General features: G+C 60.6%; 17 protein-coding genes. 14 read left to right on the top strand and 3 right to left on the bottom strand.

Features of this window, described 5'->3' with window-relative positions:
• Positions 1 to 103 precede the first annotated feature (103 nt).
• The 7 genes from prfB (at position 104) to AC06G5_RS05355 (ending at position 7,022) form a co-directional block, all read left to right on the top strand.
• A protein-coding gene (gene prfB / locus AC06G5_RS05325; protein WP_143512432.1) for a peptide chain release factor 2 occupies positions 104 to 1,199 on the top strand; the annotation gives its coding sequence in 2 pieces (ribosomal slippage) (positions 104 to 175 and positions 177 to 1,199; 1,095 coding nt in all).
• Positions 1,200 to 1,310: 111 nt separating this feature from the next.
• Positions 1,311 to 2,813 carry a lysine--tRNA ligase gene (gene lysS, locus AC06G5_RS05330; RefSeq protein ID WP_008019605.1) on the top strand — a complete coding sequence of 501 codons (1,503 nt, stop codon included), beginning with the start codon at positions 1,311 to 1,313 and terminating at the stop codon, positions 2,811 to 2,813.
• Between the two features lie 111 nt (positions 2,814 to 2,924).
• Entirely contained in the window at positions 2,925 to 3,629 is a 705-nt protein-coding gene (locus tag AC06G5_RS05335; RefSeq protein ID WP_413425779.1) for a TetR/AcrR family transcriptional regulator, read from the top strand.
• Positions 3,630 to 3,770: 141 nt separating this feature from the next.
• Positions 3,771 to 4,325: a hypothetical protein gene (locus AC06G5_RS05340; protein WP_480459060.1), complete on the top strand. Its 555-nt coding sequence runs from the start codon at positions 3,771 to 3,773 to the stop codon at positions 4,323 to 4,325.
• Between the two features lie 32 nt (positions 4,326 to 4,357).
• Positions 4,358 to 5,635 carry a flavohemoglobin expression-modulating QEGLA motif protein gene (locus AC06G5_RS05345; protein ID WP_008019601.1) on the top strand — a complete coding sequence of 426 codons (1,278 nt, stop codon included), beginning with the start codon at positions 4,358 to 4,360 and terminating at the stop codon, positions 5,633 to 5,635.
• Between the two features lie 146 nt (positions 5,636 to 5,781).
• Positions 5,782 to 6,696, top strand: a complete 915-nt coding sequence (locus AC06G5_RS05350; RefSeq protein WP_413425705.1) for an alpha/beta hydrolase — start codon at positions 5,782 to 5,784, stop codon at positions 6,694 to 6,696.
• Positions 6,693 to 7,022 (top strand): PA3694 family proteiin, encoded by a 330-nt coding sequence (locus tag AC06G5_RS05355; protein ID WP_008051386.1) that lies wholly within the window; start codon positions 6,693 to 6,695, stop codon positions 7,020 to 7,022. Before AC06G5_RS05350 ends, AC06G5_RS05355 begins: the two co-directional genes overlap by 4 nt.
• Before the next feature lie 121 nt (positions 7,023 to 7,143).
• On the opposite strand, the gene AC06G5_RS05360 is transcribed toward AC06G5_RS05355, so the two are convergent.
• Positions 7,144 to 7,488, bottom strand: coding sequence for a pilin assembly protein (locus tag AC06G5_RS05360; RefSeq protein ID WP_413428712.1), 345 nt, complete (start codon positions 7,486 to 7,488; stop codon positions 7,144 to 7,146).
• Positions 7,489 to 7,688: 200 nt separating this feature from the next.
• Between AC06G5_RS05360 and ppc the strand changes: the two genes are divergently transcribed.
• The 6 genes from ppc (at position 7,689) to AC06G5_RS05390 (ending at position 14,299) form a co-directional block, all read left to right on the top strand.
• A complete protein-coding gene (ppc, locus tag AC06G5_RS05365; protein ID WP_413428711.1) occupies positions 7,689 to 10,319 on the top strand; it encodes a phosphoenolpyruvate carboxylase in 2,631 nt (876 codons plus the stop codon).
• A gap of 288 nt (positions 10,320 to 10,607) precedes the next feature.
• The gene (adk, locus tag AC06G5_RS05370) at positions 10,608 to 11,255 is read left to right on the top strand and encodes an adenylate kinase (protein WP_413428710.1); all 648 of its coding nucleotides are present in this window, start codon (positions 10,608 to 10,610) and stop codon (positions 11,253 to 11,255) included.
• A 93-nt stretch (positions 11,256 to 11,348) separates the two neighbouring features.
• Positions 11,349 to 12,023, top strand: a complete 675-nt coding sequence (gene tsaB / locus AC06G5_RS05375) for a tRNA (adenosine(37)-N6)-threonylcarbamoyltransferase complex dimerization subunit type 1 TsaB (protein WP_008019587.1) — start codon at positions 11,349 to 11,351, stop codon at positions 12,021 to 12,023.
• Between the two features lie 254 nt (positions 12,024 to 12,277).
• A complete protein-coding gene (locus tag AC06G5_RS05380; protein ID WP_413428709.1) occupies positions 12,278 to 12,583 on the top strand; it encodes a hypothetical protein in 306 nt (101 codons plus the stop codon).
• The gene (locus AC06G5_RS05385; RefSeq protein WP_413428708.1) at positions 12,583 to 13,443 is read left to right on the top strand and encodes a DUF72 domain-containing protein; all 861 of its coding nucleotides are present in this window, start codon (positions 12,583 to 12,585) and stop codon (positions 13,441 to 13,443) included. The genes AC06G5_RS05380 and AC06G5_RS05385 overlap by 1 nt, the downstream gene beginning before the upstream one ends.
• 34 nt (positions 13,444 to 13,477) lie before the next feature.
• Entirely contained in the window at positions 13,478 to 14,299 is an 822-nt protein-coding gene (locus AC06G5_RS05390; protein WP_413428707.1) for an isocitrate lyase/PEP mutase family protein, read from the top strand.
• A gap of 27 nt (positions 14,300 to 14,326) precedes the next feature.
• Here AC06G5_RS05390 and AC06G5_RS05395 read toward each other — a convergent pair whose 3' ends face one another.
• Complete coding sequence (locus tag AC06G5_RS05395; RefSeq protein ID WP_413428706.1) at positions 14,327 to 14,947, bottom strand: energy transducer TonB; 621 nt, start codon at positions 14,945 to 14,947, stop codon at positions 14,327 to 14,329.
• Between the two features lie 93 nt (positions 14,948 to 15,040).
• Between AC06G5_RS05395 and AC06G5_RS05400 the strand changes: the two genes are divergently transcribed.
• Complete coding sequence (locus AC06G5_RS05400) at positions 15,041 to 15,823, top strand: class I SAM-dependent methyltransferase (RefSeq protein ID WP_007995774.1); 783 nt, start codon at positions 15,041 to 15,043, stop codon at positions 15,821 to 15,823.
• Between the two features lie 124 nt (positions 15,824 to 15,947).
• Here AC06G5_RS05400 and AC06G5_RS05405 read toward each other — a convergent pair whose 3' ends face one another.
• Positions 15,948 to 16,586 (bottom strand): TetR/AcrR family transcriptional regulator, encoded by a 639-nt coding sequence (locus AC06G5_RS05405; protein ID WP_480459061.1) that lies wholly within the window; start codon positions 16,584 to 16,586, stop codon positions 15,948 to 15,950.
• Positions 16,587 to 16,598: the final 12 nt, after the last annotated feature.

The raw sequence follows: 16,598 nt of genomic DNA on the forward strand, positions 1-16,598 counted from the left end.
CTCCTACAAGGGCTTGGCTTTTCGGCCAGGCGGACTGCCGTTGGCGGCCGTTTGCCGTTATACTCGTCGGCTTTCAAAAGTTCGCCTACGAGTGCTGCCCGTCATGGAAATCAACCCGATCCTGAACACCATCAAGGACCTGTCCGAGCGCTCCGAAACTATTCGGGGGTATCTTTGACTACGATCAAAAGCACGAGCGTCTGACCGAAGTCAATCGCGAGCTTGAAGATCCGAGCGTCTGGAACAAACCTGAATATGCCCAGGAGTTGGGCCGCGAGCGCTCTGCGCTGGCACAGATCGTCGATACCCTGGACGAGCTGAACACCGGTCTGGCCGATTGCCGCGACCTGCTGGACATGGCCGTCGAAGAAAACGACGAAGGCGCAGTGGGCGATGTCGTCGCCGAGCTGGCCCGTCTCGAGGAAAGTCTGGCCAAGCTGGAATTCCGCCGCATGTTCAGCCACGAAATGGACCCGAACAACGCCTATCTGGACATCCAGGCCGGTTCCGGCGGCACCGAAGCCCAGGACTGGGCCAACATCCTGCTGCGCATGTACCTGCGCTGGGCCGACAAACGCGGTTTCGACGCGACCATCATGGAACTGTCCGCCGGTGAAGTCGCCGGGATCAAGGGCGCGACCGTGCACATCAAGGGCGAATACGCGTTTGGCTGGTTGCGGACCGAGATCGGCGTACACCGTCTGGTGCGCAAGAGCCCGTTCGACTCCGGCAACCGTCGCCACACCTCGTTCTCCGCGGTGTTCGTCTCGCCAGAGATCGATGACAAGGTGGAAATCGAAATCAACCCGGCAGACTTGCGGATCGACACCTATCGCTCCTCCGGTGCCGGTGGTCAGCACGTAAACACCACCGACTCGGCCGTACGTATCACCCACGTACCGACCAACACCGTGGTCAGCTGCCAGAACGAACGTTCCCAGCACGCCAACAAGGACACCGCCATGAAAATGCTGCGGGCCAAGTTGTACGAGCAGGAAATGCAGAAGCGCAACGCGGCGTCCCAGGCGCTGGAAGACACCAAGTCCGATATCGGCTGGGGTCATCAGATCCGTTCTTATGTACTCGATGCCTCGCGCATCAAGGATCTGCGCACTAACATCGAGCGCAGTGACTGCGACAAGGTACTCGACGGTGATATCGACGAATACCTGGAAGCGAGCCTGAAGTCCGGGCTGTAAGCAATGCAATACGGGATCGGCTGACACCCCCCGATCCCTTGTAGGAGCCAGCTTGCTGGCGATCCCCGGCCGCAGGCCGGGGACAACGAACCAGATGGAATATCTAAAGACATGAGCGACCTAGAACTCGATCCGCAAGCCCTGCAACAGGAAGAAAACTCCCTGATCGCCCTGCGCAAGGAAAAGCTTGCTGCCGAGCGCGCCAAGGGCAATGCCTTCCCGAACGACTTCCGCCGCGAAAACTACTGCGAGCAACTGCAGAAACAGTACGCGGACAAGACCAAGGAAGAGCTGGCAGAGGCTGCGATCCCGGTCAAGGTTGCCGGTCGTATCATGCTCAACCGTGGCTCGTTCATGGTGATCCAGGACATGACCGGGCGAATCCAGGTCTACGTCAACCGCAAGACCCTGTCCGAAGAAACCCTGGCCGCGGTGAAAACCTGGGACATGGGCGACATCATCGCCGCCGAGGGCACCCTGGCCCGTTCCGGCAAAGGCGACCTGTACGTTGAAATGACCAGCGTGCGCCTGCTGACCAAATCCCTGCGCCCGCTGCCGGACAAGCACCACGGCCTGACCGACACCGAACAGCGCTATCGTCAGCGCTACGTTGACCTGATCGTCAACGAAGACGTGCGCCAGACTTTCCGCGTGCGTTCGCAAGTCATCGCCCACATCCGCAGCTTCCTGATGAAGCGTGACTTCCTGGAAGTGGAAACGCCGATGCTGCAGACCATTCCTGGCGGCGCGGCAGCCAAGCCGTTTGAAACCCACCACAATGCGCTGGACATGGGCATGTTCCTGCGTATCGCGCCGGAGCTGTACCTCAAGCGGCTGGTTGTTGGCGGGTTTGAGAAAGTGTTCGAGATCAACCGCAACTTCCGTAACGAAGGTGTATCGACTCGTCACAACCCTGAATTCACCATGTTGGAGTTCTACCAGGCTTACGCCGACTACGAAGACAACATGGACCTGACCGAAGAACTGTTCCGCGAACTGGCTCAGCTGGTTCTGGGCAGCACCGACGTGCCGTATGGCGACAAGGTGTTCCACTTCGGTGAGCCGTTCGTGCGTCTGTCGGTGTTCGACTCGATCCTCAAGTACAACCCCGAGCTGACCGCTGACGACCTGAACGACATCGACAAGGCGCGGGCTATCGCGAAGAAGGCCGGCGCCAAGGTGCTGGGCTTCGAAGGCCTGGGCAAGCTGCAGGTGATGATTTTCGAAGAGCTGGTCGAGCACAAGCTGGAACAGCCGCACTTCATTACCCAGTACCCGTTCGAAGTGTCGCCGCTGGCCCGTCGTAACGACGAGAACCCGAACGTCACCGACCGTTTCGAGCTGTTCATCGGCGGTCGTGAAATCGCCAACGCCTATTCCGAGTTGAACGACGCGGAAGACCAGGCCGAGCGCTTCATGGCCCAGGTGGCCGACAAGGACGCCGGCGATGACGAAGCCATGCACTACGACGCCGACTTCGTTCGTGCGCTGGAGTACGGCATGCCGCCAACGGCGGGTGAAGGCATCGGTATCGACCGCCTGGTGATGCTGCTGACCAACTCCCCGTCGATCCGCGACGTGATCCTGTTCCCGCACATGCGGCCGCAAGCGTAAGTGTTTCAATTAAAAAACCGCCTTTTCAGGCGGTTTTTTATTGCCTGTCTGGTACAAACGTATCAACTTGTTACTTTCATCTGAGAGGAAATACCTGTCGTGATTCGTGCAATGGCTCAAGAAGGTGCAGCGGGTATCGCCACTGCGGTCGCTGAAAGCGTTCAGTACCAGGGTCGCAAGGCCAGCCGACAGGGCAGTGAACAGCGGCGACAGGACATTCTCGACGCCGCGATGCGCATTGTCGTGCGCGATGGCGTGCGTGCCGTCCGGCACCGTGCGGTGGCCGCCGAGGCGCAAGTGCCGTTGTCCGCGACCACCTACTATTTCAAGGATATCGATGACTTGCTCACCGATACCTTCGCCCAATACGTGGAGCGCAGTGCGGCGTACATGGGCAAGCTGTGGGTGAACAACGAGGGGCTGTTGCGCGACATGATCGCCAGTGGCGATGGCAGCCCGCAGGCGCGCTCGAAACTGGCGGACGACATTGCACGGCTGATGACCGATTACGTTCACCGGCAACTGGTCAATCGCCGTGAACATTTGATGGCCGAGCAGGCGTTCCGCCAGGAAGCGTTGCTGAACCCGCGCCTGGCCGAACTGGTGCGCTCGCATCAGCAAATCCTGTTGCAGGGCTCCTGCCAGCTTTTCCAGGTGCTGGGCTCGCGCGAACCGCATCAGGATGCCAAGGTGTTGACGGCGATTATCGGCCGGATGGAGTATCAGGGGCTGCTCAATGCAGGCGAGCCTGCCGCCGAGGAGGAAATGCTCGGCATCCTGACGCGCTACATGCACCTGGTGCTGGCGTCGGAGTAGTCCCGGCTGGTGCTTTCCCCTGTGGGAGCGGGCTTGCTCGCGAAAGCGGTGTATCAGTCGACTTAAATGCTGAATATTGAACCGCCTTCGCGAGCAAGCCCGCTCCCACAGGGTGAAGCCGTGTGATCAAGGGAGTGTTGAATGAAAGCCTGGCGTGTCGTTGTGATCGCCTTGTCGTTCCTGCTGCTCAGTGGCTGTCTGGTAACCTTCAAGGAGCCGCTGCCCACAAGCGAACCCGCGCCCAAGGGATTGCTCGGCAAATGGACCAGCACCAATGGCTGGGGCGAGCCGCTCAACCTCGAACTGACCCGCGTCGGCGACAACCGCTATCAGGCCGTCAGCTATTACCGGGCCAAGCCCGGGGAGCGGGAGGCTTATTCCTTCACGGTGTCGCGCCATGGCAACCGCTGGTATCTGTCGGCGAAGGTACCGGCACAGTTCGGCGGGCATTTCACCATTGGCGGTTTTGAGCTGACCGACAAGCATGAGCTGGTGGTCTACAACCTCGACCTCGACCAGATCAACCAGGCCATGCAGCAAAAAGCCCTGAGCGGTGAGAGCTTCCAGACCAGCGACGGCGATGGCGTATTGGTCGACAGCAACATGGATCAAGTCGCCGCCTACCTCGACGACCCGGCCAATTCCGATGTGTTCGTCGAAGCGGTGCGCTACCAGCGTCAGGCCAAAGCCAAATAACCGGCAACAACAGGTTTCTACAGGAGTTTCGGGTGGACGATTACCAACAGTCGATACGCATTTTGTCCGATCGCATCGTGCTGGCGCAGACACCGATCCGTGTTCTCGATGCGGTCAAATGGGACGACAACATTCGCAAGGGTTTCCTCAAGGCCAAGGGCAAGGAAATGCCGGCAGTGGACCGCGACTACTACCTCAACCGGCCATTGGCGTTCGATTCCAGCAAAGTGAAGCTGGAGTTCCAGAACATCGAGCGCGACATCACCCGCCAGCTTGGCCAGTTCAACCCGGTCGGGCAGATCATGCGACGCATGTGCAAGGAATACCGCATGGTGGTGCGCATGCTCGAAGCACGTGGCACCGAGGATTTCGGCCTGATTTCCCAGGAGCTGTACGGCGCCGCGTCCGACGCATTCCATGCTGGCGACCCGACCCTGTCGGACCTCGGCATGATGCTGTCTGAATACCTGAACAACATCGACGGCCGTGGCGATCTGAAAGATGAACCGAAAACGCTGACTGCCAAGGATGCGGTCGACATGTTGCAGCATCGCTTGAACAAGGTGTTTGGCGAAGCCGAGGAAACCATTCGGGTGTTCGAGTCCGACGGCATCGTCGCCGATGCGGCGGCCGGTGCCGACTACATCAAGATCCGCACCGACGCGATGTTCAACGAGCGTGACGTGCGGGCCCTGGAAGTCCACGAAGGGCTGGTGCATGTAGGCACGACGCTCAATGGTCTGAATCAGCCGATCTGCACCTTTCTGTCCAAGGGGCCACCCTCGTCGACGGTGACCCAGGAAGGCCTGGCGATCCTGATGGAAATCATCACCTTTGCTTCCTACCCGAGCCGCCTGCGCAAGCTGACCAACCGCACGCGGGCCATTCACATGGTGGAGGAGGGCGCGGATTTCCTGCAGGTGTTCGAGTTCTTCCGCGAACAAGGCTTCGAGATGCCCGAGAGCTACAGCAACGCCAGCCGCGTGTTCCGCGGCTCGGTGCCGACAGGTCTGCCATTTACCAAAGACTTGTCCTACCTCAAGGGCTTCATCATGATTTACAACTACATTCAACTGGCGGTGCGTAAAGGCAAGCTGGAGCAGATACCGCTGCTATTCTGCGGCAAGACCACCCTGGAAGACATGCGCACCTTGCGCCAGTTGGTGGATGAAGGCCTGGTGGTACCACCGAAGTATTTGCCGGAACAGTTCCGTGACATGAACGCGTTGTCGGCGTGGATGTGTTTCTCCAACTTCCTCAACCACCTGAGCCTGGACCGCATCGAGGCGGATTACTCCAATATCCTTTAAGGCAGGTGAGATCCAAATGTGGGAGCGGGCTTGCTCGCGAAGGCGGTGTTTCAGCCAACTGAAATGTTGAATGTCAAACCGCTTTCGCGAGCAAGCCCGCTCCCACAGGGGCATGTATTTCAATCGTCAAAGCGAGGTTTCAACGGATGAGAATCCTCGGCATCGTCTGCCTTCTCCTGGCATTGAATGGCTGTAGCTCACTGTTGTTCTACCCCGAGCCCGGGCAGTTGTTCACCCCGGAAAAGGCCGGGCTCGAATACCGCACCGTCACCTTGAACACCGCCGATGGCCTCAAGCTGAATGCGTGGTGGCTGCCGGTGAAGCAAGGGGTCGAGGTCAAGGGCACGGTGCTGCACCTGCACGGCAACGGCGGAAACCTGCCCATGCACCTCGGCGGGAGCTTTTGGTTGCCGAAAAATGGTTACCAGGTGTTGCTCGTGGACTATCGCGGTTATGGCTTGTCCGAAGGCAAGCCGAGCCTGCCGGCAATCTATCAGGACATCGATGCAGCGTTCGCCTGGCTGGACAAGGCACCCGAGGTTCAAGGCAAGCCGCTGATCCTGCTCGGCCAGAGTCTCGGTGGCTCGATGGCCGTGCATTACCTGGTCCGGCACCCGCAACGCCAGAAGCAACTCAAGGCCATCGTCCTCGATGGCGCACCCGCCAGTTACCGCAGCGTGGGCCGGTTTGCCCTGAGCAACTCATGGTTGACCTGGCCGTTTCAGGTGCCGTTGTCATGGCTGGTGCCGGACGGCGACAGCGCGATCAACTCCATGGCGCAACTCAAGGATGTGCCGAAACTGCTCTACCACAGCATCGACGATCCGATCGTGCCTCTTTCCAACGGCATCCGACTGTATCAAGCTGCGCCGCCGCCGCGAGTGCTGCAGCTGACCCGTGGCGGTCACGTGCAGACGTTCGCCAATCCGGTCTGGCGTAAAGTCATGCTGCGCTATCTCGATGACCCGCAGCATTTCAACGGCCTGCGCCGCCTGGGTGAAATCCCCAATTACCCGGCACCCCCGAATTCTGAAGATGAACCACCAGAGAGTCCGCAATGAGTGAAGAACGTAACGCCATCCCGCTGATCATCACCGGTATCTGCAGCATCCTCGGCACGGTCGGTGCCCTGTGGTGGTACGGCTACCTGCACTTCGCCAAGCCTGAGGATGCGTTGCTGCTCAACGAGTTCACCATGCTCAAGACCATTCCGGGCGAAGACTACAAGGTCTCCCTGGAACCGGCGGCCCAGGTGGCACAGTGCATCGATGGCGTGCTGGTGCTGTTCGACATGGAACAAAAAGGCCTGACCGGTGTGCTGGTCGACAGCAAGAAAAAAGCCGTGCGTTGCATGGGGCAGGAAACGCCGCAGAAGCTGGAGCAGTAAAGAAAACTGTGGCTATCAAAGTTCCCTTGTGGGAGCGGGCTTGCTCGCGAAGGCGGTTTAACATTCAACATCCAGGTTGACTGATACACCGCCTTCGCGAGCAAGCCCGCTCCCACAGGGTTCAATGCTTCTGTTTGTCGTCAGGCAGCGACAAATCGTGCAGATGCCGACGGGACAGGGCCAGGAAGCGCGGGGTCGGCCCGATGTCTTCGTACAGCGGATCGCCTTCTTCGTCGGTGGCGACCACGGTCGAGCCTTTGACGTACGGGAAGCTTCTTTCCAGCTCCTCCAGCGCGGCGCCGATCAGATCGCCGAGCAGTTCTTCGGGATGCCGCTTGGGGTACATCTCGATGATCGCGGCCAGCCGTGCGGCCGACTCGACGTCCAGATGAATCGAGTAGCCGGTGTCGGTCAGGCGACCCTTGGCGTTTTCTTCCCAGTGGTGGGCAAGTTCGCGGATTTTCATATTGACCTCATGGCGCTCCCGCTCGTGGCAGGCAGGGTGAGTGTCCGGCTTTGGCCGGCGATGGCCGTTGTACGGTTTATCTTCAGACTAGCTTCAACAGGCAAGGTTTAAAGGTCCTTCGTCGTCTTGCTTGTAAGAACCGGTCTGGGGCGGCACTCTCTAGGGTACTAGCCGCCCGGATTTTTGCTGGAGACCTGCTGATGACCGATATTGATGCACGCTTGCGCGAGGACGTTCACCTGTTGGGTGAGCTGTTGGGCAACACCATTCGTGAACAATATGGCGACGGTTTTCTCGACAAGATCGAGCAGATCCGCAAGGGCGCCAAGGCTGACCGGCGCGGCTCCGTGGACGCCGAACTCAGTGCCAGCCTGAACCAGTTGACCGAAGACGAATTGCTGCCGGTAGCGCGGGCGTTCAACCAGTTTCTCAACCTGGCCAACATCGCCGAGCAGTACCAGTTGATTCACCGCCGCGAGGAAACCCAACAGGCGCCGTTCGAAGCCCGGGTGCTGCCGGAATTGCTCGCCCGCCTGCGCGCCGAGGGGCATGGCGCCGAAACGCTGGCCCGGCAATTGGGGCGACTGGAAATCGAGCTTGTACTGACCGCGCATCCCACCGAAGTCGCGCGCCGCACGCTGATCCAGAAATACGATGCCATCGCCGCGCAACTGGCGGCCCAGGATCACCGTGACCTGACCAGTGCCGAGCGCGGGCAGATCAAGACCACCTTGCAGCGCCTGATCGCCGAAGCCTGGCACACCGAAGAAATTCGCCGCACGCGTCCGACGCCGGTGGACGAAGCCAAGTGGGGTTTCGCGGTGATCGAACATTCGCTGTGGCAGGCCATTCCCAATTATCTGCGCAAGGCCGATCAGGCCCTGCATGCCGCTACCGGCCTGCGCTTGCCACTGGAGGCGGCACCGATTCGCTTTGCCTCGTGGATGGGCGGTGATCGCGACGGCAATCCGAACGTGACGGCGGCGGTTACCCGGGAAGTCTTGTTGTTGGCGCGCTGGATGGCGGCTGATCTGTACCTGCGCGATGTCGATCATCTGGCGGCTGAACTGTCGATGCAGCAGGCCAGCGATGAATTGAAAGCCAAGGCGGGAGACAGCGCCGAACCTTACCGGGCCGTGCTCAAACAGCTGCGCGAACGCCTGCGGGCCACGCGCAACTGGGCGCACAGTGCGTTGACCGGCGCCACACCCGCCGGCGCCGATGTGCTGCAGGACAATCGAGAACTGCTCGATCCACTGGAGCTTTGCTACCACTCTTTGCACGAGTGCGGCATGGGCGTGATCGCCGACGGGCCGTTGCTCGATTGTCTGCGCCGGGCAGTGACCTTCGGTCTGTTCCTTGTCCGTCTGGATGTGCGCCAGGACTCCTCGCGGCACACCGCCGCCATGACTGAAATCACCGACTACCTCGGCCTGGGCCGCTATGAGGACTGGAGCGAAGAAGAGCGCATCGCCTTCCTGACGCGTGAACTGAGCAATCGTCGTCCCTTGCTGCCGGCGTACTTCAAACCCTCCGCCGACACCGCCGAAGTGCTGGCGACCTGCCGGGAAATCGCAGCTGCGCCGCAGGCATCCCTCGGTTCCTATGTGATTTCCATGGCCGGTGCGGCTTCCGATGTCCTGGCTGTGCAGTTATTGCTCAAAGAGTCCGGTGTGTTGCGGCCGATGCGCGTGGTGCCGCTGTTCGAAACCCTGGCCGACCTCGACAACGCAGGTCCGGTGATCGAGAAGCTGCTGCTGTTGCCGGGCTATCGCGCGCGCCTGCAAGGGCCGCAGGAAGTGATGATCGGCTATTCCGACTCGGCCAAGGACGCTGGCACCACCGCGGCGGCCTGGGCGCAGTACCGGGCGCAGGAGCAACTGGTGGATATCTGTCGCTCGAACGCCGTTGAACTGCTGTTGTTCCACGGTCGCGGTGGCACCGTGGGGCGTGGCGGCGGCCCGGCCCACGCGGCGATCCTGTCGCAGCCGCCGGGTTCTGTGGCGGGGCGTTTCCGCACCACCGAACAGGGTGAAATGATTCGATTCAAATTCGGCCTGCCAGACATCGCCGAACAGAACCTCAACCTGTACCTGGCCGCCGTGCTTGAAGCAACCTTGCTGCCTCCACCGCCACCGACGCCTGAGTGGCGCCATTTGATGGACGAACTGGCCGCAGACGGTGTCAGTGCTTACCGCGCCGTGGTCCGGGAAAATCCGCAGTTCGTGGAGTATTTCCGCCAGTCCACGCCGGAACAGGAACTCGGTCGTTTGCCGCTGGGCAGTCGTCCGGCCAAGCGTCGGGCCGGGGGCATCGAAAGCCTGCGGGCGATTCCGTGGATCTTCGGCTGGACCCAGACGCGCCTGATGCTGCCGGCGTGGCTGGGTTGGGAAGCAGCACTGAGCAAGGCACTGGAGCGTGGCGAAGGCGAACTGCTGGGGCAGATGCGTGAGCAGTGGCCGTTCTTCCGCACCCGCATCGACATGCTGGAAATGGTCCTGGCCAAGGCCGATGCCGACATTGCGCAGTCCTACGATGAGCGTCTGGTCGAGCCGAATCTGTTGCCATTGGGTGCGCACTTACGCGACCTATTGTCGCAGGCGTGCACCATCGTTCTCGGTCTGACCGGGCAGTCGCAGCTACTGGCACATAGCCCCGCGACCCTTGAGTTCATCCGCTTGCGCAACACCTACCTCGACCCGCTTCATCTATTGCAGGCCGAGTTGCTGGCCCGTTCGCGATTGCAGGACGTGGCGCAGGGCAGCCCGGTAGAACAGGCCTTGCTGGTGTCTGTCGCGGGGATTGCCGCCGGTTTGCGTAACACCGGCTAAGGTTTTTGCCGTGGGGTCAGGCATCCGGCAGGTGAGTCGGATGCCGCTGTATGACGGGTTGAAAAGTGCTGTCAGGCGACAGTTAATGATGGGGTTGCGACTTGGGGAACTGTGCGCAATGGTCGCAACAGGCAGCGGTTTCTCCGACTTTTGGCGTCTTGTGTGGGCGCAGCCTGCTGTGTATCTTGAGCAGCCTTTGACCGTTTGGGCGGTCACGACCCTATTTTTGAGATTGGCCCCACGAGGCGAATCTGACGTTATCCATATAAAAAATTGAGGAGCACATCGATGCGCGTCATTCTGCTGGGAGCTCCCGGGGCCGGTAAAGGTACTCAGGCTAAGTTCATCACCGAAAAATTCGGCATTCCGCAAATCTCCACCGGCGACATGCTGCGTGCTGCGGTCAAGGCCGGCACCGAGCTGGGCATCAAGGCCAAGAGCATCATGGATGCCGGCGGCCTGGTGTCCGATGACCTGATCATCGCACTGGTCAAGGACCGCATCGCCCAGTCCGACTGCGCCAACGGTTTCCTGTTCGACGGCTTCCCGCGCACCATTCCCCAGGCTGAAGCCCTGGTGACGGCCGGCGTCGAGCTGGATGCAGTGGTTGAAATCGCCGTCGAAGACGAAGAAATCGTCCAGCGTATCGCCGGTCGTCGTGTTCACGAGGCCAGCGGCCGCGTGTACCACATCGTCTACAACCCGCCGAAAACCGCAGGCAAAGACGACATCACCGGTGAAGAGCTGGTACAGCGCAAGGACGACACCGAAGAAACCGTGCGTCATCGCCTGTCGGTCTACCATTCGCAAACCAAGCCGCTGGTGGACTTCTACCAGAAGCTGTCGGCTGCCAATGGCAAGCCGCAGTACAGCCATATCGAAGGCGTCGGCTCGGTTGAAGCGATCACCGCCAAGGTACTTGAAGCGCTGAGCTGAAAAACCTGATCCGCTGCATCATCCACGGCCCGCTTGCGGGCCGTAGTTGTTTATACTGGCGCACTTTTTCTGACCTCTTTTACGGAAACATCGATGAGCACCTTGCTGGCCCTGGACACCGCGACTGAAGCTTGCTCCGTTGCCTTGCTGCATGACGGCAAGGTCACGAGCCATTACGAGGTGATCCCGCGCCTGCATGCGCAGAAGCTGTTGCCAATGATCCAGCAATTGCTGGCAGATGCTGGCACCACCTTGCAAGCGGTCGATGCCATCGCGTTTGGCCGTGGCCCGGGTGCCTTCACGGGCGTGCGCATCGCCATCGGCGTGGTGCAAGGGCTGGCGTTTGCCCTGGATCGCCCCGTTCTGCCGGTGTCGAACCTGGCGGTCCTGGCGCAACGTGCGTTGCGCGAACACGGCGCCACCCAGGTCGCCGCCGCGATCGATGCGCGCATGGATGAAGTGTATTGGGGTTGCTACCGCGAAACGGCCGGGGAGATGCGCCTGGTGGGTGCGGAAGCGGTACTGCCGCCGGAGTCCGCTGCATTGCCGGCCGATGCCAGTGGCGAGTGGTTTGGCGCAGGCACTGGTTGGGGCTATGGCGAGCGTATCGCCGTCAGCCTGAGCGGGCAGGACGCGGGTATGTTGCCCCACGCCGAAGACCTGCTGACCCTGGCGCGATTTGCCTGGGAACGCGGCGAGGCGATCGTGGCCGACGAGGCGCAGCCGGTTTATCTGCGGGATAAAGTGGCGACGCCCAAGGCGCGTTGATTCACGCAGTACCTGTGGGAGCGGGCTTGCTCGCGAAGGCGTAGTCACATCCAGCATTTGACGTGGCTGGCCCACCGCTTCCGCGAGCAAGCCCGCTCCCACAGGGTTAGGGGTCTGCGCTAACTCTGCCAAGCATCATTTTCTAACCCGGCTTTTAAACCTTTTGCCTTTTATGTGTTCTAGTTATCACTCGGCGGTTTGCGAAGCGGGTTTTGCGCCACTAAACTGCCATCACTGATTCCGAGTATGCACGTATGCGTATAGACGGCGTTTCCTCTCAGTCCTACCCCATCAAGCGCAAACCTCGCAAAGGCCGCGTGGTGGAAGACGACGCCATCGATATCGAAGGCGAGCTGGAATTCCCGACTGAAGAGCAACTGGCTGCCCGCGCCGCCAAAGCCTCTGCGCAAAAACTGAGCAATCTTCCCGCCCGTCAGCAAGACATGATTTACCACCGTGCCATGAGCAAAAGTGTGGCGACAGCCCTGGCCAGCTATCTGAGCACTGCCGGTTTCGTCGATTGGGAAGCGGATGTGCTGAGGCTCGACCTGTACATCTGATGGTGCTGCCTTATTACCTCGGTTGTCCGTCCTGGAGCGAGAACGCCTGGCGCGATTACCTGTATCCGCCCGACGCCAAAACCGCTGATTTTCTTGATCTCTATTGCCAGGTATTCAATGCCGTGGAAGGCAACACGACCTTCTACGCCAGCCCGGCTGCCGGCACCGTGCAGCGTTGGGCCGACACCATGCCCGAACATTTTCGTTTCACCGCCAAGTTTCCCGGCGAGATCAGCCACGGGGGCGACCTGCGCGAGCAGTTGACCGCCGCCGACACCTTCCTGCAATTGCTCAGCCCCCTCGGTGAACGGGTGTCGCCGCTGTGGTTGCAGTTGTCGAAAAGCTTCACACCCCAACGTTTGCCCGAACTGGCCGGATTTATCGATGCCCTGCAGCGGCCGCTGGCCGTTGAAGTGCGACATGATGACTTTTTCGCCAGGGGTGACAGCGAGCGAATGCTCAATCGCCTGCTGCTGGATCGCGGTGTCGAACGTATCTGTCTCGATCCCCGTGCGCTGTTCAGTTGCACGTCTACCGAGGCTTCGGTACTGCACGCCCAATCGAAGAAGCCCCGTGTGCCACCGCGCCCGGCGGCATTCACGCAGTTCCCGCAGGTGCGTTTTATCGGCCACCCGACGCTTGAGGCCAACGATACGTTTCTCGAGCCATGGGTCGAGAAAATCGCGCTATGGATCGAAGAAGGCCGTACGCCGTACATCTTCCTGCACACGGCCGACAACCTGCTGGCGGCGAAACTGGCGCAGCGTTTTCATGCCCGACTGATGCTGCGTTTGCCTGGCTTGCCGGCGCTGCCTGAGCTATACAGAGAACCCGTCGCCGAGCAACTTGGCCTGCTCTGAGGCGGATTCCTTCCCCTCTTCAGGAGCCTGCCCAATGGATGCGCAAACCCTTCGAGCCCAGGCGTTCAAAGCCCTTCATGAGCGCCCCGGCGTTTTTGTGATTCCCAATCCGTGGGATGCCGGTTCGGCGAAAATGCTTGCCAGCCTCGGCTTCGAGGCGCTGGCGACCACCAGTGCCGGCTATGCCTTTTCTCAGGGCCGTGCCGATGGCGGATTGACCCTGGACGATACCCTGTTGAACGTTCGGGCGATTGTCGCCGCCAGCGACTTGCCGGTTGCTGTCGACCTGGAAAACGGCTTTGCCGACAACCCCGCTGATTGCGCGAAAAGTATCCTGCGCGCAGCAGAGGCCGGAGCCGTCGGTGGTTCGATTGAAGATGCCACCGGCCGCGAAGAAGGCCCGATCTATTGTTTCGAACACGCCGTGGCGCGAATCGAGGCCTCTGTCGCGGCCGCTCGCAGTTTGCCGTTCCCCTTCACATTGACCGCCCGGGCCGAAAACTTCCTGCACGGCAATCCCGATCTGAACGACACCATCCGCCGCTTGCAGGCATTCGCCGAGGCCGGTGCCGACGTGCTTTACGCACCTGGTCTGCGCAGCGCCGAGGAGGTGTTGGCAGTGGTGCGTGCCGTGGCGCCAAAACCGGTGAATGTGTTGATGTCGGGCGGCTTGAAGCTGACTGTCGAGCAGTTGGGTGAAATGGGCGTCAAACGCATAAGCGTCGGTTCGGCGCTGGCACTGGCGGCGTATGGCGAATTCTTCCGCGCAGCCGAAGAAATCCGGTCCTCAGGAACGTTCGGTTTCACTTCGCGGTCGATGCCGTACCAGAAGGCCAATCAGTTCTTCAAAGGCTGAACATTGAGTGTGGCAGGGTGCTGAGGATCAGGCGGCGATGCGCAGGTTCTGCAGGATGATCGGGCGGGCCCAGCCATTGTCGAAATCGAGTTGTTTCTGCTGTTCCACCCGTTCTTCTGGCGAGAATGGCGGGAACGGCTTGTCGAGCAGGTCGAGTTCGAATTCGGCGATCGGCAGGTGCAGCGGACGTGGTTGCGGGGCAGGGCTGGCTTCTGGCAGCGGCTGACCGGCGTTCAGCACGATCGGGCGCACCCAGCCGCTTTCGAAGTCCTGTTGTTTTTGCTGGGCGACGATTTCATCCACCGGGAACGGTGGGCGTGGTTTGTCGGCCAGGTCCATTTCGAATTCGGCAATCGGCAGGAACAGCGGCTCGGGCGGGCGGATCGGGGTGTCCTGCACGTCGCATTCGCGCTGGGACACGATGTGTGCCAGCAGGTCGCTGCCAACGGTGGGTTCAACCGGGCTTTCGAGATCGACCGGTGGAAAGTTCAGCGATTGCGGCAGCACTTCACCCGACTGTTCGGCCAGCGCCCGGGCAAAGAAATCCTGCCAGATGTGGCTGACGCCGCTCAGTGCCTGGGTGTTTCGCAGGTTGTAGTCGCCGTAGGGCGAGATAAAACCTGTGATTGTGGGTTGAATGTCTGACATTTCTCTCGGTCGACGCTCAGCTCTGGCAAAATGCTCGATAGTTTTGTTATCGGCCGTTTTTGCCGATCATTAATTTTTTGAGCGTGTTTTCCGATGATTGATCAACCTGCGGCCTGCCGCATCCATGTCCAGGCCCTGGACGCGGCTTTCGAGCCACAAGCCGAGCAATGGGCCGAGCGCCTGGGCTTGCCGATGCAAGTGGCGGACGGCGAATTTGCCTTGCAGGTGGGTGACCAGGGTTTGCAGCTGCAACAGCTGGGGCCGGATGCGCCGGGGCCGGTGCGGGTGGACTTCGTCGAAGGCGGTGCGGCCCATCGCCGGTTGTACGGGGGTGGCAGCGGGCAGATGATCGCCAAGGCCGTCGGCGTCGCCCAAGGCGTGCGCCCGCGGGTGCTGGATGCCACGGCGGGGCTGGGCAAGGACGCGTTCGTGCTGGCCAGCCTCGGTTGCGAGATGAGCCTGATCGAGCGTCAGCCGCTGATTGGCGCCTTGCTGGAGGATGGCCTGGCCCGTGGTGCGGAAGATTTCGACGTGGCGCCGATCGTGGCGCGCATGCGCTTGCTCAAGGGCAATTCGATCGAGGTGATGCGCAACTGGGAGGGTGAACCACCGCAGGTGATCTACCTTGATCCGATGTTCCCGCACCGTGAGAAAACCGCGCTGGTGAAGAAGGAAATGCGTCTGTTCCGGCCGCTGGTCGGCGATGACCCGGATGCACCGGCATTGCTCGAAGCCGCGTTGGCCCTGGCCAGCCACCGGGTGGTGGTCAAGCGTCCGCGCAAGGCGCCGTGCATCGACGGGCCGAAGCCGAGCCATGCGCTGGATGGCAAGTCCAGTCGGTATGACATTTATCCGAAGAAGGCATTAAAGCCCTAAGACCGCAGCGCCTGCTTCGCGAGCAAGCCCGCTCCCACAAGGGGTCTTGTGATCACCATAGATCCAATGTGGAAGCGGGCTTGCTCGCGAAAGCGTCAGTACAATCACTGCAACTTCATCTGCCTCAGTCAGGCCGATAAGCCCGCATAAACAACCCCACCACTTCCCGTACATGGCCCTCCGCCGCCTCGCCAACCGGTGGCTCGCCGCAGCCATACAGCAAGCGGAAATTCCCGGCGCCCTTGAGCAGGCAGAAGAAGTGCTCGGCGGCGTTGTGCGGCTTGTCGATGCGCAGCACACCACTTTCATCGATCTTGCTCAGCAAGCGTTCCATGCCTTGCAGCATGCGCTGCGGCCCGGCCTCGAAGAATATTTGCGCGAGTTTCGGGTCCTGGCTGCCCAGGGTCATCATCAACCGGTGCAGGTTCACCGATTCATCACTGTTGATCAGTTGATGAAAACCGCGCGCGATATTCAGCAGCACGGTTTCCACTGCCACGCCTTCCGGCAATTCGAAGAACAGCGGGGGCAACTGCTCCTCGCACTTGGCCATCACGGCGGCGGAGAACAGTGTCTCCTTGTCGTTGAAGTGGCTATAGACCGTCAGCTTCGACACTCCGGCCTCGGCTGCGACAGCATCCATGCTGGTATTGGCATACCCCTTACTCAGAAACAGCACTTTCGCTGCATCGAGAATTGCCTGGCACTTGACCAAGTCCTTGGGTCTGCCTGGGCCATTGGGTGCTGAAAGATTGTTTGGCATATTCGTTTTTAT

This window comes from Pseudomonas sp. WT-JTC (assembly GCF_056711565.1).